Source organism: Actinophytocola sp., assembly GCF_009379765.1.
Taxonomy (GTDB): domain Bacteria; phylum Actinomycetota; class Actinomycetes; order Mycobacteriales; family Pseudonocardiaceae; genus Actinophytocola.
On the sequence record NZ_WHTD01000059.1, the window covers coordinates 25,772 to 42,905 of the forward strand.

Annotated in this window: 16 protein-coding genes and 1 pseudogene; 5 read left to right on the forward strand and 12 right to left on the reverse strand. The window is 72.9% G+C overall.

From position 1 onward, the window contains the following. The first annotated feature begins 109 nt into the window (after positions 1–109). A complete protein-coding gene (locus GEV28_RS19200; protein WP_291413464.1) occupies positions 110–2,035 on the forward strand; it encodes an N-acetylmuramoyl-L-alanine amidase in 1,926 nt (641 codons plus the stop codon). Positions 2,036–2,109: 74 nt separating this feature from the next. Then, the gene (locus tag GEV28_RS19205; RefSeq protein ID WP_291413465.1) at positions 2,110–2,541 is read left to right on the forward strand and encodes a hypothetical protein; all 432 of its coding nucleotides are present in this window, start codon (positions 2,110–2,112) and stop codon (positions 2,539–2,541) included. A 165-nt stretch (positions 2,542–2,706) separates the two neighbouring features. Here the strand turns inward: GEV28_RS19205 and GEV28_RS19210 are convergent, their stop codons facing one another. The 6 genes from GEV28_RS19210 to GEV28_RS19235 are packed head-to-tail and all read right to left on the reverse strand — an operon-like array spanning position 2,707 to position 6,904. Then, entirely contained in the window at positions 2,707–3,051 is a 345-nt protein-coding gene (locus GEV28_RS19210; protein ID WP_291413466.1) for a DUF4873 domain-containing protein, read from the reverse strand. A 29-nt stretch (positions 3,052–3,080) separates the two neighbouring features. After that, positions 3,081–3,962, reverse strand: a complete 882-nt coding sequence (locus GEV28_RS19215) for a TIGR01777 family oxidoreductase (RefSeq protein WP_291413467.1) — start codon at positions 3,960–3,962, stop codon at positions 3,081–3,083. Between the two features lie 33 nt (positions 3,963–3,995). Beyond that, a complete protein-coding gene (tsaD, locus tag GEV28_RS19220) occupies positions 3,996–5,039 on the reverse strand; it encodes a tRNA (adenosine(37)-N6)-threonylcarbamoyltransferase complex transferase subunit TsaD (RefSeq protein WP_291413468.1) in 1,044 nt (347 codons plus the stop codon). Next, positions 5,036–5,527, reverse strand: a complete 492-nt coding sequence (rimI, locus tag GEV28_RS19225; RefSeq protein WP_291413469.1) for a ribosomal protein S18-alanine N-acetyltransferase — start codon at positions 5,525–5,527, stop codon at positions 5,036–5,038. Before rimI ends, tsaD begins: the two co-directional genes overlap by 4 nt. Next, positions 5,524–6,159 carry a tRNA (adenosine(37)-N6)-threonylcarbamoyltransferase complex dimerization subunit type 1 TsaB gene (gene tsaB / locus GEV28_RS19230; protein WP_291413470.1) on the reverse strand — a complete coding sequence of 212 codons (636 nt, stop codon included), beginning with the start codon at positions 6,157–6,159 and terminating at the stop codon, positions 5,524–5,526. Before tsaB ends, rimI begins: the two co-directional genes overlap by 4 nt. A 43-nt stretch (positions 6,160–6,202) precedes the next feature. Next, the gene (locus GEV28_RS19235; RefSeq protein WP_291413471.1) at positions 6,203–6,904 is read right to left on the reverse strand and encodes an HAD family hydrolase; all 702 of its coding nucleotides are present in this window, start codon (positions 6,902–6,904) and stop codon (positions 6,203–6,205) included. Between the two features lie 279 nt (positions 6,905–7,183). On the opposite strand from GEV28_RS19235, the gene GEV28_RS19240 reads away from it, so the two are divergent. After that, on the forward strand, positions 7,184–8,284 hold the full coding sequence (locus GEV28_RS19240; RefSeq protein ID WP_291413472.1) for an HAD-IA family hydrolase: 1,101 nt from the start codon (positions 7,184–7,186) through the stop codon (positions 8,282–8,284). A gap of 322 nt (positions 8,285–8,606) precedes the next feature. On the opposite strand, the gene tsaE is transcribed toward GEV28_RS19240, so the two are convergent. The 5 genes from tsaE to glmS form a co-directional block, all read right to left on the reverse strand. Then, a complete protein-coding gene (gene tsaE / locus GEV28_RS19245) occupies positions 8,607–9,074 on the reverse strand; it encodes a tRNA (adenosine(37)-N6)-threonylcarbamoyltransferase complex ATPase subunit type 1 TsaE (RefSeq protein ID WP_291413480.1) in 468 nt (155 codons plus the stop codon). Then, positions 9,062–10,153, reverse strand: a complete 1,092-nt coding sequence (locus GEV28_RS19250; protein WP_291413473.1) for an alpha/beta hydrolase — start codon at positions 10,151–10,153, stop codon at positions 9,062–9,064. The genes tsaE and GEV28_RS19250 overlap by 13 nt, the downstream gene beginning before the upstream one ends. Beyond that, on the reverse strand, positions 10,150–11,265 hold the full coding sequence (gene alr, locus GEV28_RS19255) for an alanine racemase (protein WP_291413474.1): 1,116 nt from the start codon (positions 11,263–11,265) through the stop codon (positions 10,150–10,152). The genes GEV28_RS19250 and alr overlap by 4 nt, the downstream gene beginning before the upstream one ends. 140 nt (positions 11,266–11,405) lie before the next feature. Continuing rightward, positions 11,406–12,881, reverse strand: a complete 1,476-nt coding sequence (locus tag GEV28_RS19260) for an NAD(P)H-hydrate dehydratase (RefSeq protein ID WP_291413475.1) — start codon at positions 12,879–12,881, stop codon at positions 11,406–11,408. Between the two features lie 4 nt (positions 12,882–12,885). Further along, positions 12,886–14,760, reverse strand: coding sequence for a glutamine--fructose-6-phosphate transaminase (isomerizing) (glmS, locus tag GEV28_RS19265; protein WP_291413476.1), 1,875 nt, complete (start codon positions 14,758–14,760; stop codon positions 12,886–12,888). A 75-nt stretch (positions 14,761–14,835) separates the two neighbouring features. Between glmS and GEV28_RS19270 the strand changes: the two genes are divergently transcribed. Beyond that, positions 14,836–15,645 carry an alpha/beta hydrolase gene (locus GEV28_RS19270; RefSeq protein WP_291413477.1) on the forward strand — a complete coding sequence of 270 codons (810 nt, stop codon included), beginning with the start codon at positions 14,836–14,838 and terminating at the stop codon, positions 15,643–15,645. A 313-nt stretch (positions 15,646–15,958) separates the two neighbouring features. Here GEV28_RS19270 and GEV28_RS19275 read toward each other — a convergent pair whose 3' ends face one another. Beyond that, positions 15,959–16,738, reverse strand: a complete 780-nt coding sequence (locus GEV28_RS19275; protein WP_291413478.1) for a hypothetical protein — start codon at positions 16,736–16,738, stop codon at positions 15,959–15,961. 133 nt (positions 16,739–16,871) lie between these two features. On the opposite strand from GEV28_RS19275, the pseudogene GEV28_RS19280 reads away from it, so the two are divergent. Continuing rightward, a pseudogene (locus tag GEV28_RS19280) lies at positions 16,872–17,134 on the forward strand (hypothetical protein); the annotation flags it as partial.

A 17,134-nucleotide genomic window follows, 5' to 3' on the forward strand; every position in this document is an offset into this window, starting at 1 on the left:
AGTCAGCGAGTAACAAACTAGGCCGTTTGGCCGGAAACAATTGACTGTGCGAGGTGGGCGGCAGCAGAGTTACCTGGTCTGGAGCCGCCCGTCCCTGCTGGAGGCGTCGATGTCCCGGTCGTCGAAGAGAACGATCGTCAGTACCTGCGTCATTGCCGCGAGCCTCGCCATCGGCATGACCACCGCGAATGCCGAGCCAACGGCTCCACAGAGCCGGCAGGAGGCCTACGCCGCCGCGGCCGCCGAGTTCGGGGTGCCGGAGAGCGTCCTGCTCGGTGTGTCCTATCTGGAGTCCCGGTGGAACACCAACGCCGGAGCGCCCAGCACGAGCGCGGGCTACGGCCCGATGCACCTCACCGACGTCGTCGCCGCCAACACGGGTGGCACGCACCACGACGGCGGCGCCGAGGACCCCCGCGGCGACGACGCCCGCCCGGCGCTGCACCCGCGGGCGGGCGAGCCGGACCTGTCCGCCCCCGGGCTGCGCACGGTCGACAAGGCGGCCGAGCTCACCGACATCGACACGAAGGCGCTCCGGACCGACCCCGCGCAGAACATCCGCGGCGGCGCGGCACTGCTCGCCCAGCACCAGCGTGACCTGGGCATCGACAGCGACAACCCGGCCGACTGGTACGGCGCGGTGGCCCGCTACAGCGGCGCGACCGACACCGCGACCGCGGCGGCGTTCGCCGGCGAGGTGTTCACCACGATGGCGCAGGGCGTCGAGCGGGTCACCGACGACGGGCAGCGGGTGCGCCTCGCCGCACGGCCGGACCTGCGGCCGAACACCGCGCAGCTCGGCGACCTCGGCCTGCGGCAGACCGACAACGGCGAGACCGAGTGCCCGCGCAGCTTGGGCTGCGAGTGGATCCCGGCGCCGTACGCGGAGTTCGGCGACGGCGACTACGGCAACCACGACCTGGCGAACCGGCCGGAGAGCCAGCAGATCGACTACATCGTCATCCACGACACCGAGGGCAGCTACGACACCACACTCGACCTGGTGCAGGACCCGACGTACGTGAGCTGGCAGTACACCCTGCGCTCGGCCGACGGGCACGTCGCGCAGCACGTCAAGGCCAAGGACGTCGCCTGGCAGGCCGGCAACTGGTACATCAACTCGAAGTCGATCGGCCTGGAGCACGAGGGCTTCGCCGCCGACGGCTCCTGGTACACCGAGGCGCTGTACCGCAGCTCGGCCAAGCTCGTGCGCTACCTGGCCGCCAAGTACCGGATCCCGCTGGACCGCCAGCACGTCATCGGCCACGACAACGTGCCGGGCACGATCCCGTCGACGGTCGCCGGCATGCACTGGGACCCGGGCCCGTACTGGGACTGGGCGCACTACTTCGACCTGCTCGGCGCGCCGTTCCGCGGGGTCGGCACCCCGGCGGCCGGCCTGGTGACGATCGACCCGGACTACGCGTCGAACAAGCCGGCGTTCACCGGCTGCGTCACCGCGGGCGTGCCGTGCGAGCCGCACGGGTCGGGGTCGGTGATCCTGCACACCGAGCCGCGTGCGGACGCCCCACTGCTCACCGATGTGGGCCTGCACCCGGACGGCTCGCCCGGCACGATGCACATCTCCGACCACTCGAGCCGGGTCGAGACCGGGCAGCGGTACGCGATCGCCGACCGGCGCGGTGACTGGACGGCGATCTGGTACCTGGGCCAGAAGGGCTGGTTCCACAACCCGAAGCGGTCGCCGGCCGCGGAGTGGTCGTTCGGCACGGTGGCGACGCCGAAGCGGGGCAAGGCGAGCATCCCGGTCTACGGCCGGGCCTACCCGGAGGCGGCGGCGTACCCGGCGAACATCCCCGCGCAGGCGGTCACCCCGCTGCAGTACACGCTCGCGGCGGGCCAGAAGTACGCGGTCGGCCTGGTCACGGGCTCGGAGTACTACTGGGCGGTGACCTTCGACGCCACGAACCACACGGTGGTCCGCGGCAAGACGAGGTACGTCCAGATCCAGTTCGGCCACCGGATCGCCTTCGTCAACGCGGCGGACGTGGACCTGCGGTCTTCGGTCCGCTAGATACCTCGGACGCCACCGGCGCCGGCTCGGCGAAACCACCCGGGCCGGCGCCGGTGGCATGGCATGCTCGGACCATGGCCGACCTTCCGGACCCGAACACCGGTGCCGACCCGACGACGACGCTCGCGAGTGCGGAGGCGGCGGTGCGCGACGCCGCGGCCGCGGTCGTGGCCGCCCGCGGGGCGCTCGAGGAGGCACGCCCGGGAGGGTGGGAGATCGGGATCGGTGCCGTGCTCGCGTTCGTGGGCGCGATGGTCGGCGGTCTCGCCGGCCTGATCATCGCGCTCGACCCGACCTGGGCTTTCTGGGGTCTGCTCCCCGGTCTCGCGGTGGTTGCCATGGGCGTCCACCGGCGAGTTACCGAGACCCGCCCGCTTCGGATCGCGCTCGCCGAGGCCGAGCGCGCCGAGCGCTGTGCTCGACAGGCGGCAGAGGCCGCGCGCCTCGGGCTGCGCGGTGTTCGGCTGGAGGCGCCGCCGGCGCGGCAGCGGCGGCGCGAGCACTAGGCCATGTCTCGCGGATCTTGGATCGTGGTATTCGCGCCCGGATGCCCCCTGGCCGCGTTGTCGGAAGGCCCGAATACAACCCGGTATGCGCGACCTTCCGCCGCCTTGCCAGAAGCCATCTGGATCACGAATCCCGGCGCTTTCCCAAGATCCACGAGACACGACCTAAGCGAGCTCTTCGAGGGTTGTCGGGACGGGGAACGGCGGGCGGCCGGTGCCGCTGATCCGATAGCGACCCCATGGGTCCGGATCGGTGAGCCGGCCGTCCGCCTCGCCGTGCCGTGTCCGCAGCACGCCCGCGCCCTGCCGCCCGTCGAGCAGGGACGTCAGCTCGGCGCTCGGCTGGATGCGGCCGTACCAGTGGTACTTGCCGTCGATCGGCTCGAAGTTGCCGGCCAGGGTCACGGTGACGGTCAGCTCGGCGCCGGCCACCCGGAGCACCGCCACACCCTCGTAGCCGTCCTCGTCGTGATCGCCGTATGCCGATGACTCGCTCGCAAGCTCACCCATGCGTGCATGTTACCGCAAGTAATAGATACTCAGAGCAGCTCTCGGAAGGCGATCTCCAGCTTCGGGTGACGGAATGTGAAGCCGGTGCGCAACAGCCGGTCGGGCACCGCACGGATGCTGGCGAGGACGATCTCGTCGGCGACGTCCGTGCCGAACATTCGCCTGGTCAGCCCCCTGGTCAGGGCGATGAACCGCGGTCGGCCGAGGGCACCGGCGAGGATGTCGGCGTACTCGCGGTTGGTCACCGGGTGCGGCGCGACGACGTTGACCGGCCCGGCGAGCGACGGGGTCGCGAGCACGTGGCCGATCGCTCGGACGAGGTCCGGCAGCGACACCCAGCTCACGTACTGGCTACCGGTCCCGGCGCGGATGCCGAGCCCGCGGCGGAACTGCGGCAGCAACCACGCGAGCGCGCCGCCTTCCGGTGACTGCACGATGCCGATCCGCAGGTGGACGACCCGAAGTCCCGCGCGCTCGGCGATGGCCGCGGCCTCCTCGGCCTCGCGGTGCACCGACGCGAGGAAGCCCTCGCCGGGCGGGCTGACCTCGGTCAGCATCTCGTCGCCTCGGTCGCCGTAGTAGCCGATCGCCGACGCGCAGAGCAGCGTGCGGGGGCCGCCGTCCATCTTGGCGAGGGACTCGGCGAGCGCGCGCGTGCCGGCGACCCGGGACTCGCGGATCGCCTCCTTGTGGTGCTCGGTCCAGCGGCCGTAGACCCGCTCGCCGACGAGGTGCACCACGGCTTGGACGTCGGCGAGACCGGCGGTGTCGAGCTCGGGATACCAGAGCACCTCGTCCTCGGCGGACGGCCGGCGCTGAACGAGCCGGGTCACCCGGCGGCCCTGGGAGCGCAGGTGACTCACCAGCGCGTGCCCCATCAGACCACTGGAACCGGTGACCGCGACGTTCACCCGGTTGAGGGTACGGGGCGCGTGATCCTGTCCTCAGACCGACACGGCGTTGACGAGAAGCGCAGGATCTGTCGAAAGATCCAAAGAGGACGGTCGCACGCCGGCGGCGACGAGGTGGGCGCCGAGCGCGGCGATCATCGCGCCGTTGTCCGTACACAGCCGGGGTCGGGGAACGCGCAGCTCAATGCCGGCCTCGGCGCAGCGCCGCGCGGCGAGGCCCGACAGCCGGGAGTTGGCCGCGACGCCACCGGAGACGACCATGGTGTCGATGCCGAGCTCGCCGGCCGCGCGCACGGCCTTGGCGGTGAGCACGTCGGCGACTGCTTCCTGGAACGACGCGGCGACGTCGTCGACCGGGATCGCGCCGCCGTCGCGCTCGTGGTTCTCGACCCAGCGGGCGACCGCGGTCTTGAGGCCGGAGAAGGAGAAGTCGAACTTGGCGTCGCGAGGACCGGTGAGCCCACGCGGGAAGCGGATGGCCCGGGGGTCGCCGCGCTTGGCGGCCTCGTCGATGGGCGGGCCGCCGGGGTAGGGCAGACCGAGGATGCGGGCGACCTTGTCGTAGGCCTCGCCGGCCGCGTCGTCGATGGTCGAGCCGATCTCGGTGATCCTGCCGGCCAGGTCGTCGACCTGGAGGAGCTGGGTGTGGCCGCCGGAGACGAGCAGCGCCAGGCACGGCGAGGGCAGCGGGCCGTGCTGGAGGGTGTCGGCGGCGACGTGGCCGGGCAGGTGGTTGACGCCGTAGAGAGGGACGTCGAGCGCGGCGGCGTAGGCCTTGGCCGCGGACACGCCGACGAGGAGCGCCCCGGCGAGGCCGGGCCCGCAGGTGACGGCGATGGCGTCGACGTCGCCGAGCTCCAGCCCGGAGGTCGCGAAGGCGCGCTTCATGATCGGGACCATGGCCTCGAGGTGGGCGCGGCTCGCGACCTCGGGCACGACGCCGCCGAAGCGGGCGTGCTGCTCGACGCTGGAGGCGACCTCGTCGGCGAGGAGCTCGATGGTGCCGTCGGTGCGCAGCCCGACGATGCCGACGCCGGTCTCGTCGCAGGAGCTCTCGATGCCCAGGATGATCGTCACTGGCTTCCGTCCTTGTGGGCCTTCTGGCCGACCTGCGCCGGGCGGGCCATGGTGTAGGCGTCGGCGTCGGAGGGTTGGTAGTACTTGCGCCGCAAGCCGATCCGGACGAAGCCGTGTGCCTGGTAGAGCGCGATGGCGGCGGCGTTGTCGGTGCGCACCTCGAGGTAGACCGGCGCGGTGAACTCGTCGGCGATCGCGAGCAGGGCGCGCAGCAGCGCCTTGCCGATGCCCTGGCCCTGCCAGGCCGGGTCGACGCCGATGGTGTGCACGCTGGCCTCGGCGTCGCGCATGGTGCCGAGCACGGAGATGCCCGCGTAGCCGACGAGGCCGACGCCGTCCGCGAAGGCCCCGAAGTACTGGTGGCCGTGGTCGAGCTCGGACCGCAGCATGGACACGGACCAGGGGTCGTCGCCGGCGAAGAGGGTCCGTTCCAGCTCGGCGCAGCGGTCGAGGTCCGCGTAGTCCAGCGGGGCGAGCCGAACCGTCACGGCGCGGTCACCCGTTTGCGGGCGCCGGGCTCGGTGGCGTCGGGCCGTCGCAGGTAGAGCGGGGTCATCGGGCCCGGCTCGGTGTCGAGGTCCGCCGCCCGCACCAGGCCGGCCGGGGTCGGGTACTCGGCGCCGGTGTGCGGCATGGTCAGCGTGTCGACGTAGAGCCTGGTGCCCGCGCGCTTGTTCAATTGTGGGACGTCGGCCGGCTTCGCGACCGCCGGGCCCTCGGTGCGGACACCGTGGTCGTCGTAGGTGGCCCAGTAGAGCTCCTTGCGCCGCGCGTCGATGGTGACGAGCAACGGGCCGCGCTCGAGGGCCGCGATGGCGTCGAGCGTGCAGACCGGGTGGACCGGTATGCCGAGCGCATGGCCGAGCGCGGCCGCGGTGGCCATGCCGGCGCGCAGTCCGGTGAACGGTCCGGGGCCCGCGCCGCAGACGATCGCGTCGAGGTCCTGGAGTCGGCGGCCCGCGTCCTCGAACGCCGCGAGGATGTGCGGGGTCAGGAGCTCACCGTGCGCCTTGGCGTCGACGGTGACGCGTTCGGCGAGCACGTCGAGACGCGCGCCGTTGACGGCGACCACGCCTGCGGTGACCGCGGGCGTGGCGGAGTCGACTGCGAGTACCAGCACGGCCGTCAAGCCTACGTGCTTCTCGTTGTCCGCTCGGCGCTGGTCAGGCCAGCCAGCGGTCGACCACCTCCTCGAGCTCGGCGAGGCGCGTGACGACGGCGTCGGGCTCGACGTCGACGGGCACCTGCTGGTGGGTGGGGATGTCGCTGTTGGGGACGAGGACCGCGCGCATGCCGACGGCCTTTGCGCCACTGATGTCGTCGTAGGGGCGGTCGCCGACATAGACGCAGTCGGCCGGGTCCTCGACGCCGACGGCGGTCATGGCGGCGCGGAAGGCCGCGGCGTGCGGCTTGGTGTACTCGAGGTCGCTGCTCCAGACGCGGGCGTGGAACAGGTCGCGTACGCCGTCGCGCTCGAGGACCTCCTCGTGCCAGGCCGCGGGCCACGGTGTGGAGGAGAGGATGCCGATGCGTAAGCCCTTGTCGCGCAGGGCCTGCACGAGCGGGGCGACGTCCGGGTCGGTGTGGGTGGCCTGGTCCCAGAAGGTGCGATAGGCCGCGAACCCGCCGTCGTGCTCGACGGTGTCGGCTGCCGCGAGCACCTGGCCGATGGTGAAGGCCCGATGCTCGTCGCGCGCGAGGCGCCAGGCCGCCTCCTCGGCCTCATGGATGGCCGCCGCGACCCGATCGGCCTGGTCGGCGTCACCGGGGTGCAGCACGTCGGCGTAGCTACGCCAGGCCGCGAGATAGTCGATTGTGAGCCAGGGGGTGAGCGTGCCACCCCAGTCGAAGATCACCGCACGCATGCCCCCAGCCTGACGGTGCCCCACGACAGTCTCAAGCCTTTTGGCCCGGTCCGAACCGAGTTATCCACAACCAGCCCACTTGTCCACAAGTCGATCTTGCATCCCCTCTGGGCCGCCGCCCGCGGGTAAAGTGGATGACGGGGTGCCCCCGGAGAGGGTGGGGGCTTTCGGGGCTCGGGTTCTGCCCGCGCGCGTGCGCGCGAGGAGTTGTTCGGGCAGGTCAGCGGGGTTCTTCGGGACATCGTGGCCGTTCGGGCCGCGTCCTCGGATGATGGGCCGGTGACCCTCCAGCATCTGGCCGGCCGCGGCTGGCTCTACCCGCACGATCCCGACCCCGACAACGTGCAGGGCGGCGTCGCGGTCATCGCCGGGCGTGAGGACAGCACCGTCGTCGACGCGGGGCACAGTCCGGCGCTCGCGAGGAACGTGCAGGCCGCCATGGTCGGGGCGGGGCTGCCGCCCGCCGGCCGGCTCGTCTACACGCACCACCACTGGGACCACACCTGGGGCGGGTGCGCCTGGCCGGACGTCGAGATCATCGGCGACGAGGCGGGCCACGAGCTCCTCACCGAGGAGGCCCGCCGGCCGTGGAGCCATCGCCCCCTGCGTGAACAGGTCGAGGCCAACCCCACCTGGCCGCCGGTTACGACTGGTACTTCGGCAGCCACCTGGAGCCGGCCCGCGGCCGCCGGCCGTAACGTGGCGGGCATGATCCGCGGTGTTCTCCTCGACTTCTCCGGCACTCTCTTCCATCTCGAACCCGGGGCTTCCTGGGGCGAGGAGCTCTCGCAGCTCAGCGACGCCCAACGGGACCAGCTGACCCGCGTCGTGACGACGTGGTCGCCGAACGGCACGAAGGATCTGCCGCCGGACTTCGCCGACGAGTGGGCGCGCCGCGACCTCGATCCCGCCCTCCACCGGCGGGTCTACCTCACCGCGCTCGCGCGAAGCGGGGTCGAGCTCGGGCCGGGGATGGCCGAGGCCGCCTACGCACGCGTCCTCGACCCGACCGCCTGGCAGCCCTACCCGGACACGGTCGCCGCGCTGCGCCGGCTGCGGACCGCCGGGATCCCCGTCGCCGTGGTCAGCAACATCGCCTGGGACATCCGGGACGTGTTCGGCCGGCACGGCGCGGCGGACCTCGTCGCCGAGTTTGTTCTGTCCTATGTGGAGGGTTCGATGAAGCCGGACCCGAAGATCTTCCTCGTGGCGTGCCAGCGGATCGGGGTCGCGCCCGAGGACGCGCTGATGGTCGGCGACAGCGCCGAGGCCGACGGCGGCGCGGAGGCAGTCGGCGTGCGGACCGCGATCATCGACGCGCTGCCCACCGCCGACCGGCCGGACGCCCTGGTGTCCACACTGGACAGGTTCGGGGTCTAGTGTCCCCCGCCGGGAGTCTGTTGCTTGAGTCGGCGAGTCCAGGTTTCTGCTGGCAAGGCGCCGGTTCGTCCTCGTACCGGGTTGTACTCGGGCGGACCGGCGACGCCGCCAGCAGGAAGCTGGGCCGGCGAATCGAGTGACGAACTCCCGACTCAGGACACTAGTGTCCTGAGTTGGAGATTCGACACCACCTCCGGCGCCCGCGCGGCGGCTGGCGGCGTTGGCAGAAAGCCCGAGTACGACCCGGTACGAGGACTTCCCGCCGCCTTGCCAGCCACCACGCGGATCACCGGATCTGGCGCCAAACTGCCGACTCAGGACACTAGGTCAGCGGGCGGTCGACCCACGCGCCGTGCGGGATGACGGTCGCCAGGCGGGCGTCGTCCGCGCGGCGTTCCAGGCGGATCAGCAGGTGGTCGGCGGACAGCCGCTCACCGGCGCCCTCACCCCACTCGATCACCACGGCCGCGTCGACCAGGGACGTGTCCAGGTCGAGGTCGTCGAGCTGGTCGAGGTCGCCGCCGAGCCGGTAGGCGTCCACGTGCACGAGCGGGATCCCGCGACCGCCGGGCGCCGGCCGGTGCTCGCGCGCGATGATGAAGGTCGGGGAGCTGACCCGGCCGGCCACGCCGAGACCCTCGGCGATTCCCTTGGCCAGCACGGTCTTCCCGGCACCGAGCGGTCCGGCGAGCAGCACGAGGTCACCGGCCTCGAGCACCGCGCCGAGGCCGCGGCCGAACCGCAGGGTGTCCGACACCTCGGGCAGCTCCACGGTCGTCACCGGCGCCACCACTTGCGCCGGTCGTGCTCCGGGTCGCCGAACGCGCACTGCTGCAACAGCATCACCAGGTGGTCGTTGATGAGCTGCGGCTGCTCGAACATCGCCATGTGCCCGCCGCCGCGCACCCGAACCAGCTCGGCGTCCGGCAGCTCGACCGCGATCCGCTCGGCGTGCGAGAACGCGGTCATCCGGTCGGCGTCGCCGCTGATCACGAGCACGTGTGCGTGCTTGAGGCCGGCGAGCGCGGCGTAGCGGTTATGCGTGCCGAGCGTGCCGATGAAGTCGGCGAGCACCCGCACCGGCGTCGCGTCGAGCAGCTCCAGCAGGAAGTCGACGAGCGACGGGCTGACGTCCTTGGACCCGAACGCGAGCGAGCGCACCGCCCGCCGGGTGAGCTGCCCGCCGGCCGCGCGGACCAGCTCGACCATGCCCGGCTGCCAGTCGGCGAGCCTGCCGATACCCCTGGTCAGCGGGTTGTACCGGGACAGCAGCGGCCGCGGCAGACCGCTCTTGCCGACCTCGCCGGCCGAGGTGCCGATCAGCGCGACGCCGCAGACCTGCTCGGTGAACAGCTCCGGCCGCTGCTCGGCGAGCGCCATGATCGTCATGCCGCCCATCGAGTGTCCGACCAGGACGGTCGGGCCCACGATCCCCGCCTTGTCGATGACCTCGCCGAGGTCGAGGCCGAGCTGGTCGATGGTGCTGGACGCCTCGTTGGCCCGGCCGGAGTCGCCGTGGCTGCGGTGGTCGTAGAGGACCTGGCGCACGCGCGGCTCGGTGAGCTGGGCGAGCGCGCGGCGCTGGAAGTGCCAGGAACGCCGGGACAGCGCGAAGCCGTGCACGAAGACGACGGTGAGCTCCGGCTTGCCGCCGTCGGCGGGGTCGACCTCCTCGACCGCCAGCTCGATGCCGTCGTCGGTGATCACTGTGTACGTCCGGTCGGGGCGCAGGCGGCCGAGCGGCTCGCCGGCGTACGGGTCGTCGGGGTCGTGGCGGCGGCGGGAGACGCCGACCGCGATGGCGGTGCCCGCGGCCGCGACGCCGATCGCGGTGCCGATCACCGCGCCGACCTTCTTGGACACCGTCACCGGGCGCCCCGGTAGGTCCGCGTGACCCGCGGCCGGTACATGCCGGTGACGATCTCGTAGTCGATGGTGCCGATCGTGTCGGCCCACTCGGTCGCGGTCGGCGCGCCTCGGTCACCGGCGCCGAAGAGGACGACCTCCGCGCCGACCGGCACGTCGTCGTCACCGCAGTCGACCACGATCTGGTCCATGCACACCCGGCCGACGACCGGCCGGCGCCGGCCGGCGAGCCACACGTCCATCCGGCCGGACAGCAGCCGCGGCACGCCGTCCGCGTAGCCGACGGGCACGAGTGCGACGGTGGTGTCCCGCGGTGCGGTCCAGATCTGCCCGTACGAGACCGACTCGCCCCGCGCGATCCGCTTGGTGAGCGCGACGGACGAACGGAACGTCAGCACCGGGCGGAGGTCCTCCTTGCCCGGCAACGGGTTCAGCCCGTACATGGCGATGCCGACGCGGACGAGGTCGAAGTGCAGGTCGGGCCGGTTGAGCGTGCCGGCCGAGTTCGCGAGGTGCCGCTTGGGATCCAGGCCGGCGTCGGTCGCGATGTCGTACGCCTGCTGGAACCTGCGTGCCTGCGCGTCGACGGACGGGTGGCCGGGCTCGTCGGCGCAGGCGAGGTGCGACCAGATGGCGACGACCTCCGCGCGGCCGTCGGCCTGGGCCTTGGCGGCGGTCTCGACGAGGTCGGGCCACTCGTCGGCGGGGCAGCCGTTGCGGGAGAGCCCGGTGTCGATCTTGAGGTGGACCCGCGGGTGGCCCGCGTCGAGGATGGCGCCGAGCTCGCGGACGCTCGAGGCGGTGAGGTCGACGCCGGCGGCGATGCCAGGCGCGTAGTCCCGGTCGGCGGCTTCGAGCCAGCTCAGGATCGGGGCGGTGATGCCGGCGTCGCGCAGGACGAGGGCCTCGGCGAGCGAGCACGAGCCGAGCCAGGTGGCGCCGGCCTGGAGCGCGGCACGGGCGACCTGAACCGCGCCGTGGCCGTAGCCGTCGGCCTTGACGACGGCCATGGTGGCGGCCCCGGACGCAGCGGCCCGGCCGGCGAGCAGGGTGACGTTGTGGCGCAGGGCATCGAGGTCGACGACCGCCTCGGCCCGCGGTGGATGAACAGCCATGACGTGGCCAATGTTTGCACAGCCCCGGGCGCCGGGTTGTGCACAGGCAGCTCTCAGCGGCGGCCGAAACCGTCGGTGTGGCCTGGCAGGGTTGAAACCGGGGGGTCCCCAGGGCCGTGCGAATGGGCCGTTCGTACGGGTCAGGGGTTGCGGGTCGCTCGGGCGGAGCGTATTGCGTCGGGGATCGTGTGCAGGATCGCTGAGGCCGGGGCCGGGGCGTCGGCCGCGGCCAGCACGCCCGCTCGTTCGTGGATCCAGGCCGCGCAGCCCGTCGCCAGCCACGGGTCCAACCCGGTTGCCAGCATGGCGCCGACCAGGCCGGACAGCACGTCGCCGGAGCCCGCGGTCGCCAGCCAGGCCGACGACGCCGGGTTCACCAGCACGCGGCCGCCGGGATCGGCGATCACCGTCGTGTGGCCCTTCAGCAGGACGACGCTGTCCAAGCGCCGGGCCAGGGCACGCGCCGCCTCGGGGCGGTCGTCGCCCAGCTCGATGCCCAGCGGCTCGGCGATGCGGGCGAACTCGCGGTCGTGCGGGGTCAGGACCACCGCGGCGTCCGGCTCGCGGCGGTCCCACAGCGACGGGTCGGCGGCCAGCAACGTGATGCCGTCCGCGTCGACGCAGGTGGGGACGCCGTCCGACAGCACATCGGCCACAACGTCCCGACCGGCCTGGCCCGTGCCGAGGCCCGGGCCGACGATCCACGCCTGCACCCGACCGGCGTCCTCCACCGAACCCGTCGCCACGACCTCCGGCCAGCGGGCGCGGACACCGTCCGCCGCCCAGCCGGCGTAGCGCACCATCCCGGACGTCGCCAGCACCGCCGCCCCGCAGGACAGGACCGCCGCCCCGGGATACGTCGCCGAACCCGCGGCCACACCGGTCACGCCCTGGCTGTACTTGTCGTCGCCCGGACCGGGGACCCGCCACATCCGGCCCACGTCGGACTGCTCCAGCACCACGAGCGACGGCTCGTCCAGCCACGGCCCGAGGCCGATGTCCACCAGGTGCACGGTCCCGGACCGGACCGCGCCTTCGGCCAGCACGTGCACCGGCTTGCGCGCGCCGAACGTCACGGTCACGTCCGCGTGCACCGCGGGGCCTCGCGCCGCGCCCGTGTTCGGGTCGACGCCGCTGGGCAGGTCCACCGCGAGCACCGGCGCCTCGACCGCCTCGACCAGCTCCGCCGCCGGCGGGCGCAGCGGGCCGCGGGCCGACAGCCCCACGATCCCGTCGATCACCAGGTCGGCACCACCGAGCGCGGACGCCACCGGAGGTGTCGCACCCTCGGCGGGGACGACCCGACCACCGGCCCGCCGCAACGCCGCCAAGCCCTCCGGATGCGCCTTGTCCGGCGACAGCAACAACGCCGTCACCGCGACCGCCCGCCGGCGCAGGAAGTACCCGGCCCACAACGCGTCCCCGCCGTTGTTGCCGGCGCCGACCAGGAGCACGACCCGCCGCCCGGCCACCGCGCCGGTCAGCGACCGCAGCATCGCTGCTGCCTGGACGGCCACCCCGAAGGCGGCCTTGCGCATCAGCGCACCCGGAGGCGTCCGCGCCAGCAGCTGGTCCTCGGCGGCCTTGACCTGCTCGGTCGTCCACACCCCGCGCACGGCGCTACTCCACCGTCACCGACTTCGCCAGGTTCCGCGGCTTGTCCACGTCGTACCCGCGCGCCCTGGCGATCTCCGCGGCCAGCACCTGCAGCGGCACCGTCGACACCAGCGGCTGCAGGAGCGTCGGCACGGCGGGCACCTCCACCAGCTCGTCGGCGAACGGCCGCACGGTCTCGTCACCCTCCTCGGCGATCACGATCGTGCGCGCGCCCCGGGCCTGGATCTCCGAGATGTTCGACAGCAGCTTCGCGTGCAGCACCGCGCGCCCTTTGGGCGACGGCATCACCACGACGACCGGCAGACCTTCCTCGATCAGCGCGATCGGCCCGTGCTTGAGCTCACCCGCCGCGAACCCCTCGGCGTGCATGTACGCCAGCTCCTTGAGCTTGAGCGCGCCCTCCAGCGCCACCGGGTAGCCGACGTGCCGGCCGAGGAACAGCACCGCCTTCGCGTCGGCCAGCGACCGGCCCAGCGACCGGACTTTCTCCACCGTGCCGAGCACCCGGCGCACCTGCTCGGGCATCGCGGCCAGCTCGTCGAACTCGCGGGCCACCTCGTCCGGGTACTTCGTGCCGCGGGCCTGCGCCAAGGCGAGTCCGACCAGGTAGTTCGCCGCGATCTGGGCCAGGAAGGTCTTGGTCGACGCGACGCCGACCTCCGGGCCCGCGTGCGTGTAGAGCACCGCGTCGGACTCGCGCGGGATCTGCGCGCCGTTGGTGTTGCAGACCGCGAGGACCCGGGCCTTCTGCTCACGCGCGTGCCGCACGGCCTCCAGCGTGTCCGCGGTCTCGCCGGACTGGGACACGGCGACCACCAGCGTGTCCCGGTCGAGCACGGGGTCGCGGTAGCGGAACTCCGAGGCCAGCTCGACCTCGACGGGCAGCCGGGTCCAGTGCTCGATGGCGTACTTCGCGATGAGGCCCGAGTGGTACGCGGTGCCGCAGGCGACCACGAACACCTTGTCCACGTCGCGCAGGTCCTGGTCGGACATGCGCTGCTCGTCGAGCACGATGCGACCGCCGTTGAAGTGCCCGCGGAGGGTGTCGGCGAGCGCCTCGGGCTGCTCCTCGATCTCCTTGAGCATGAAGTACTCGTAGCCGCCCTTCTCGGCGGCCGAGAGGTCCCAGTCGACGTGGAACGGCCTGCTCACCGCGTCCTCGCCGCGGAAGTCGGTCACGTGGTAGCCGTCCCGGTTGATCGTAACGACCTGGTCCTGGCCGAGCTCGACGGCGTCGCGGGTGTGCTCGATGAACGCGGCCACGTCGGATGCGACGAACGTCTCCCCTTCGCCGATGCCGACCACGAGCGGCGAGGACCGGCGCGCGGCGACGATCACGTCCGGCTGATCGACATGGGTCACCACCAGGGTGAACGCCCCGTCGAGGCGCCGGCAGACGGCCCGCATGCTGGCCGGCAGGTCACCGGCGGTGCCCTCGGCCCCGTCGACACCGTCGTAGGCGCGGGCGACCAGGTGGGCGACGGTCTCGGTGTCGGTGTCACTGGCGAACTCGACGCCGGCGGCCTCCAGCTCGGCGCGCAGCGCGGCGAAGTTCTCGATGATCCCGTTGTGCACCACCGCCACCCTGTTGGCAGCGTCCCGGTGCGGGTGCGAGTTGCGGTCCACCGGCGCGCCGTGGGTGGCCCACCGGGTGTGCCCGATGCCGGCGGTGCCGGCGAAGGCGTCCCGGCCGACCTCCGTCAGCCGGTCCTCCAGGTTGCTCAGCCTGCCGGCCTTGCGTTCGACCGCGAGCCGACCCTGACCTGCGAGTACGGCCACACCGGCCGAGTCGTACCCGCGGTACTCGAGCCGTCGCAGCCCGTCGAGGACCACGTCGAGCGCCGGGCGATGCCCTACATATCCCACGATTCCGCACACACCGACGAGCGTAACGAGGTCGGGTGAGGCCGCCGGTAGGGCCTTCGGCCCTCGATCTCGATAGGGTCAACGACCATGGCGAACAAGGCGAAGCACCTCGCTGAGGAGTTGTCCCACAAGGGGCCGCACCGGGTGCTGCGCGGTGACCTGGCCCTCGTCGGCCTGCCGGGCGTGGTGTTCACCCCGACGGCGGGACTCGGGCTGCCGGCCGTCGCGTTCGGGCACGGGTGGCTGCAGCCGCCGGAGCGCTACCTCGGTCTGCTGCGCCATCTGGCGTCGTGGGGCGTCGTGGTGGCCGCGCCGGCGACCCAGCGCGGGCCGCTCGCGTCGCACCGGCTGTTCGCGGCCGACCTGCGCACGGCGCTGGACGTGTGCGTCGGGGTGCGCCTCGGCGACGGCGAGATCAGCGTCGACCCGGCGCGACTGGGGCTCGCCGGCCACTCGGTGGGTGGCGGGTGCGCGGTGCTGGCGGCCGCCGACGACTCGCGCGTGCGGGCGGTGGCGACGCTGGCGGCGACGCAGACGAAGCCGTTCTCGACGGACGCGGCCGCGCGCTGCCGGATGCCGTCGTTGCACCTGGCGGCGGGTCAGGACGTGGTCGCGCCGGCCGTCGGGCACGCCGGGCTGATCGCGTCGAACTGGGGCGGTTCCGCGCAGCTCCGGACCGTGCCGAAGGCGAGCCACCTGGGCTTCACGGAGGGGCGGCACTGGTCGAACCTGGTGCTGCCGGGCAAGTCCGAGCATGCGACGCAGCGGTTGTCGCGGATCCTGCTGACCGCGTTCTTCCTGGTCCACCTGGCCGGCGAGAACCGGTTCCAGCCGCTGCTGGACGAGGACATCAAGGGCGCCGTGATCGAGACCGAAGAGGACGAACTGGTGCGCTGAGGCGGCGCCGTGGCCTCCGGCTCCGGTTCCAACGCTACCGCAGGCCACCGACAACTTCGGCGAGCGCAGAAGCCACTTGTGGACAACCCTCCGGGGGACCCCCGGTTTCAACTCTACGGGCGGGCACCGACAGTTCCGGCCCGCACAGAGGTCCCCTGTGGGCAACTCGCCGGGGGACCCCCGGTTTCAACGCTACCCGGGCGCACCGACGGTTTCGGTCGGCGCGGGCGGCGCCTGTGGGCAAGTCGGGGCCGGCGGGTCGTGACGCGCGAACGGCGCCTCCCCTGTTTCGGGAAGGCGCCGTTCGCGACCACTAACGCTTCGGGGCGGACTTGTTGGTCTCGCCCGGGTCTCGGCCCACGACGCCGCTGAAGTTGGCCGCCGGGTCGGCGTCGTCGAAGAGTTGGCCGGTCGTGCGCCACTTGCTCTGGCGGGTCTGGTCGCCGCCGCCCTGGCCGGCGCCCATGCCGCCCATCGGCATTCCGCCCATCGCGCCCTGCCCGGAGGCGCCACCACCGGCACCTCCACCACCGGCACTCGCGGCCGCCGCGCGCTGGTCGCCGCCGGTGTCCGGGGAGCCAGCGCCGACCATGGTGCCCGGCTGAGGACCACCGGTGGAGCTGCCCGGGGTATCGGCGCCGCCGAAGGAGCCGCCACCCCCACCACCGCCGGGGGAGCCACCTCCGCCACCACCGGCGTCGCCGCCGGCGTCGCCGCCGAAGCTCGACGGGGTCGGCACGTCCGGCAGGGACGGGCGCGGCGTGGACGGCACATCGGGCACGTCCGGCAGCTCCGAGTCCGGCCCGAAGTCCACGTCGTAGCTGGCCGGGGTGCCGTCGTCGACGGTCATCTTCAGCCGGTCGGTCGGGCCGGGCACCTGCTCGAGCGTGATCGCGGCGTCGCCGTCCTGGATGACGGCCTTCCCGTCCTCCGCCCGGATCACCCCCTCCTCGGGCTGCTCACCCGGGTCGTCGGTCCAGTCGACCACGTACTCCGACGGGTCTCCCTCGCCGTCGTCGACGGTGACCTTGCTGCGGCCGCTCGAGTCCGGCTGGCCGACGGTGATCGTGCGGTTGCCGTCCTTGATCGTCACTTCCTTGGGCGCGCCCGGCGTACCCGCGCCCGGAACACCGGAACCCGGCAGGCCGGTACCCGGCATTCCGGAGCCCGGCCCACTCGTCCCCGGCAGCGGTACCGCCGGCACTCCACCCGGACCGGTGCCCGGGGTGCCGGACGGGCTGGTCTCGCCGGGACCGCCCGGCGAGCTGCCCGGCGGCACCTGGCCGGGGCCGGCGAAGGACGGGTCGGTCGTGCCGGACGGGTCCGTGCTGCTCGGCGGCATCGGGACCTCCGGCGGCGTGGGCGGAGGCGGCGGCGAGACACTGCTCGGCCCGCCGGGACCACCCGGGCCGCTCGGCGGCGGCGTGCTCACCGGCGGCGGCGTCGACGACTCACCCGGCCCGCTGGAGCCCGGCGGGTTGCTGGTCGA

Coding starts and splice junctions, on each gene's coding strand:
- GEV28_RS19200 (WP_291413464.1), top strand. CDS start 110: ATGTCCCGGTCGTCGAAGAGAACGATCGTCAGTACCTGCGTCATTGCC.
- alr (WP_291413474.1), bottom strand. CDS start 11,265: ATGGCTGTTCATCCACCGCGGGCCGAGGCGGTCGTCGACCTCGATGCC.
- GEV28_RS19205 (WP_291413465.1), top strand. CDS start 2,110: ATGGCCGACCTTCCGGACCCGAACACCGGTGCCGACCCGACGACGACG.
- GEV28_RS19235 (WP_291413471.1), bottom strand. CDS start 6,904: ATGCGTGCGGTGATCTTCGACTGGGGTGGCACGCTCACCCCCTGGCTC.
- GEV28_RS19210 (WP_291413466.1), bottom strand. CDS start 3,051: ATGGGTGAGCTTGCGAGCGAGTCATCGGCATACGGCGATCACGACGAG.
- GEV28_RS19270 (WP_291413477.1), top strand. CDS start 14,836: ATGGCGAACAAGGCGAAGCACCTCGCTGAGGAGTTGTCCCACAAGGGG.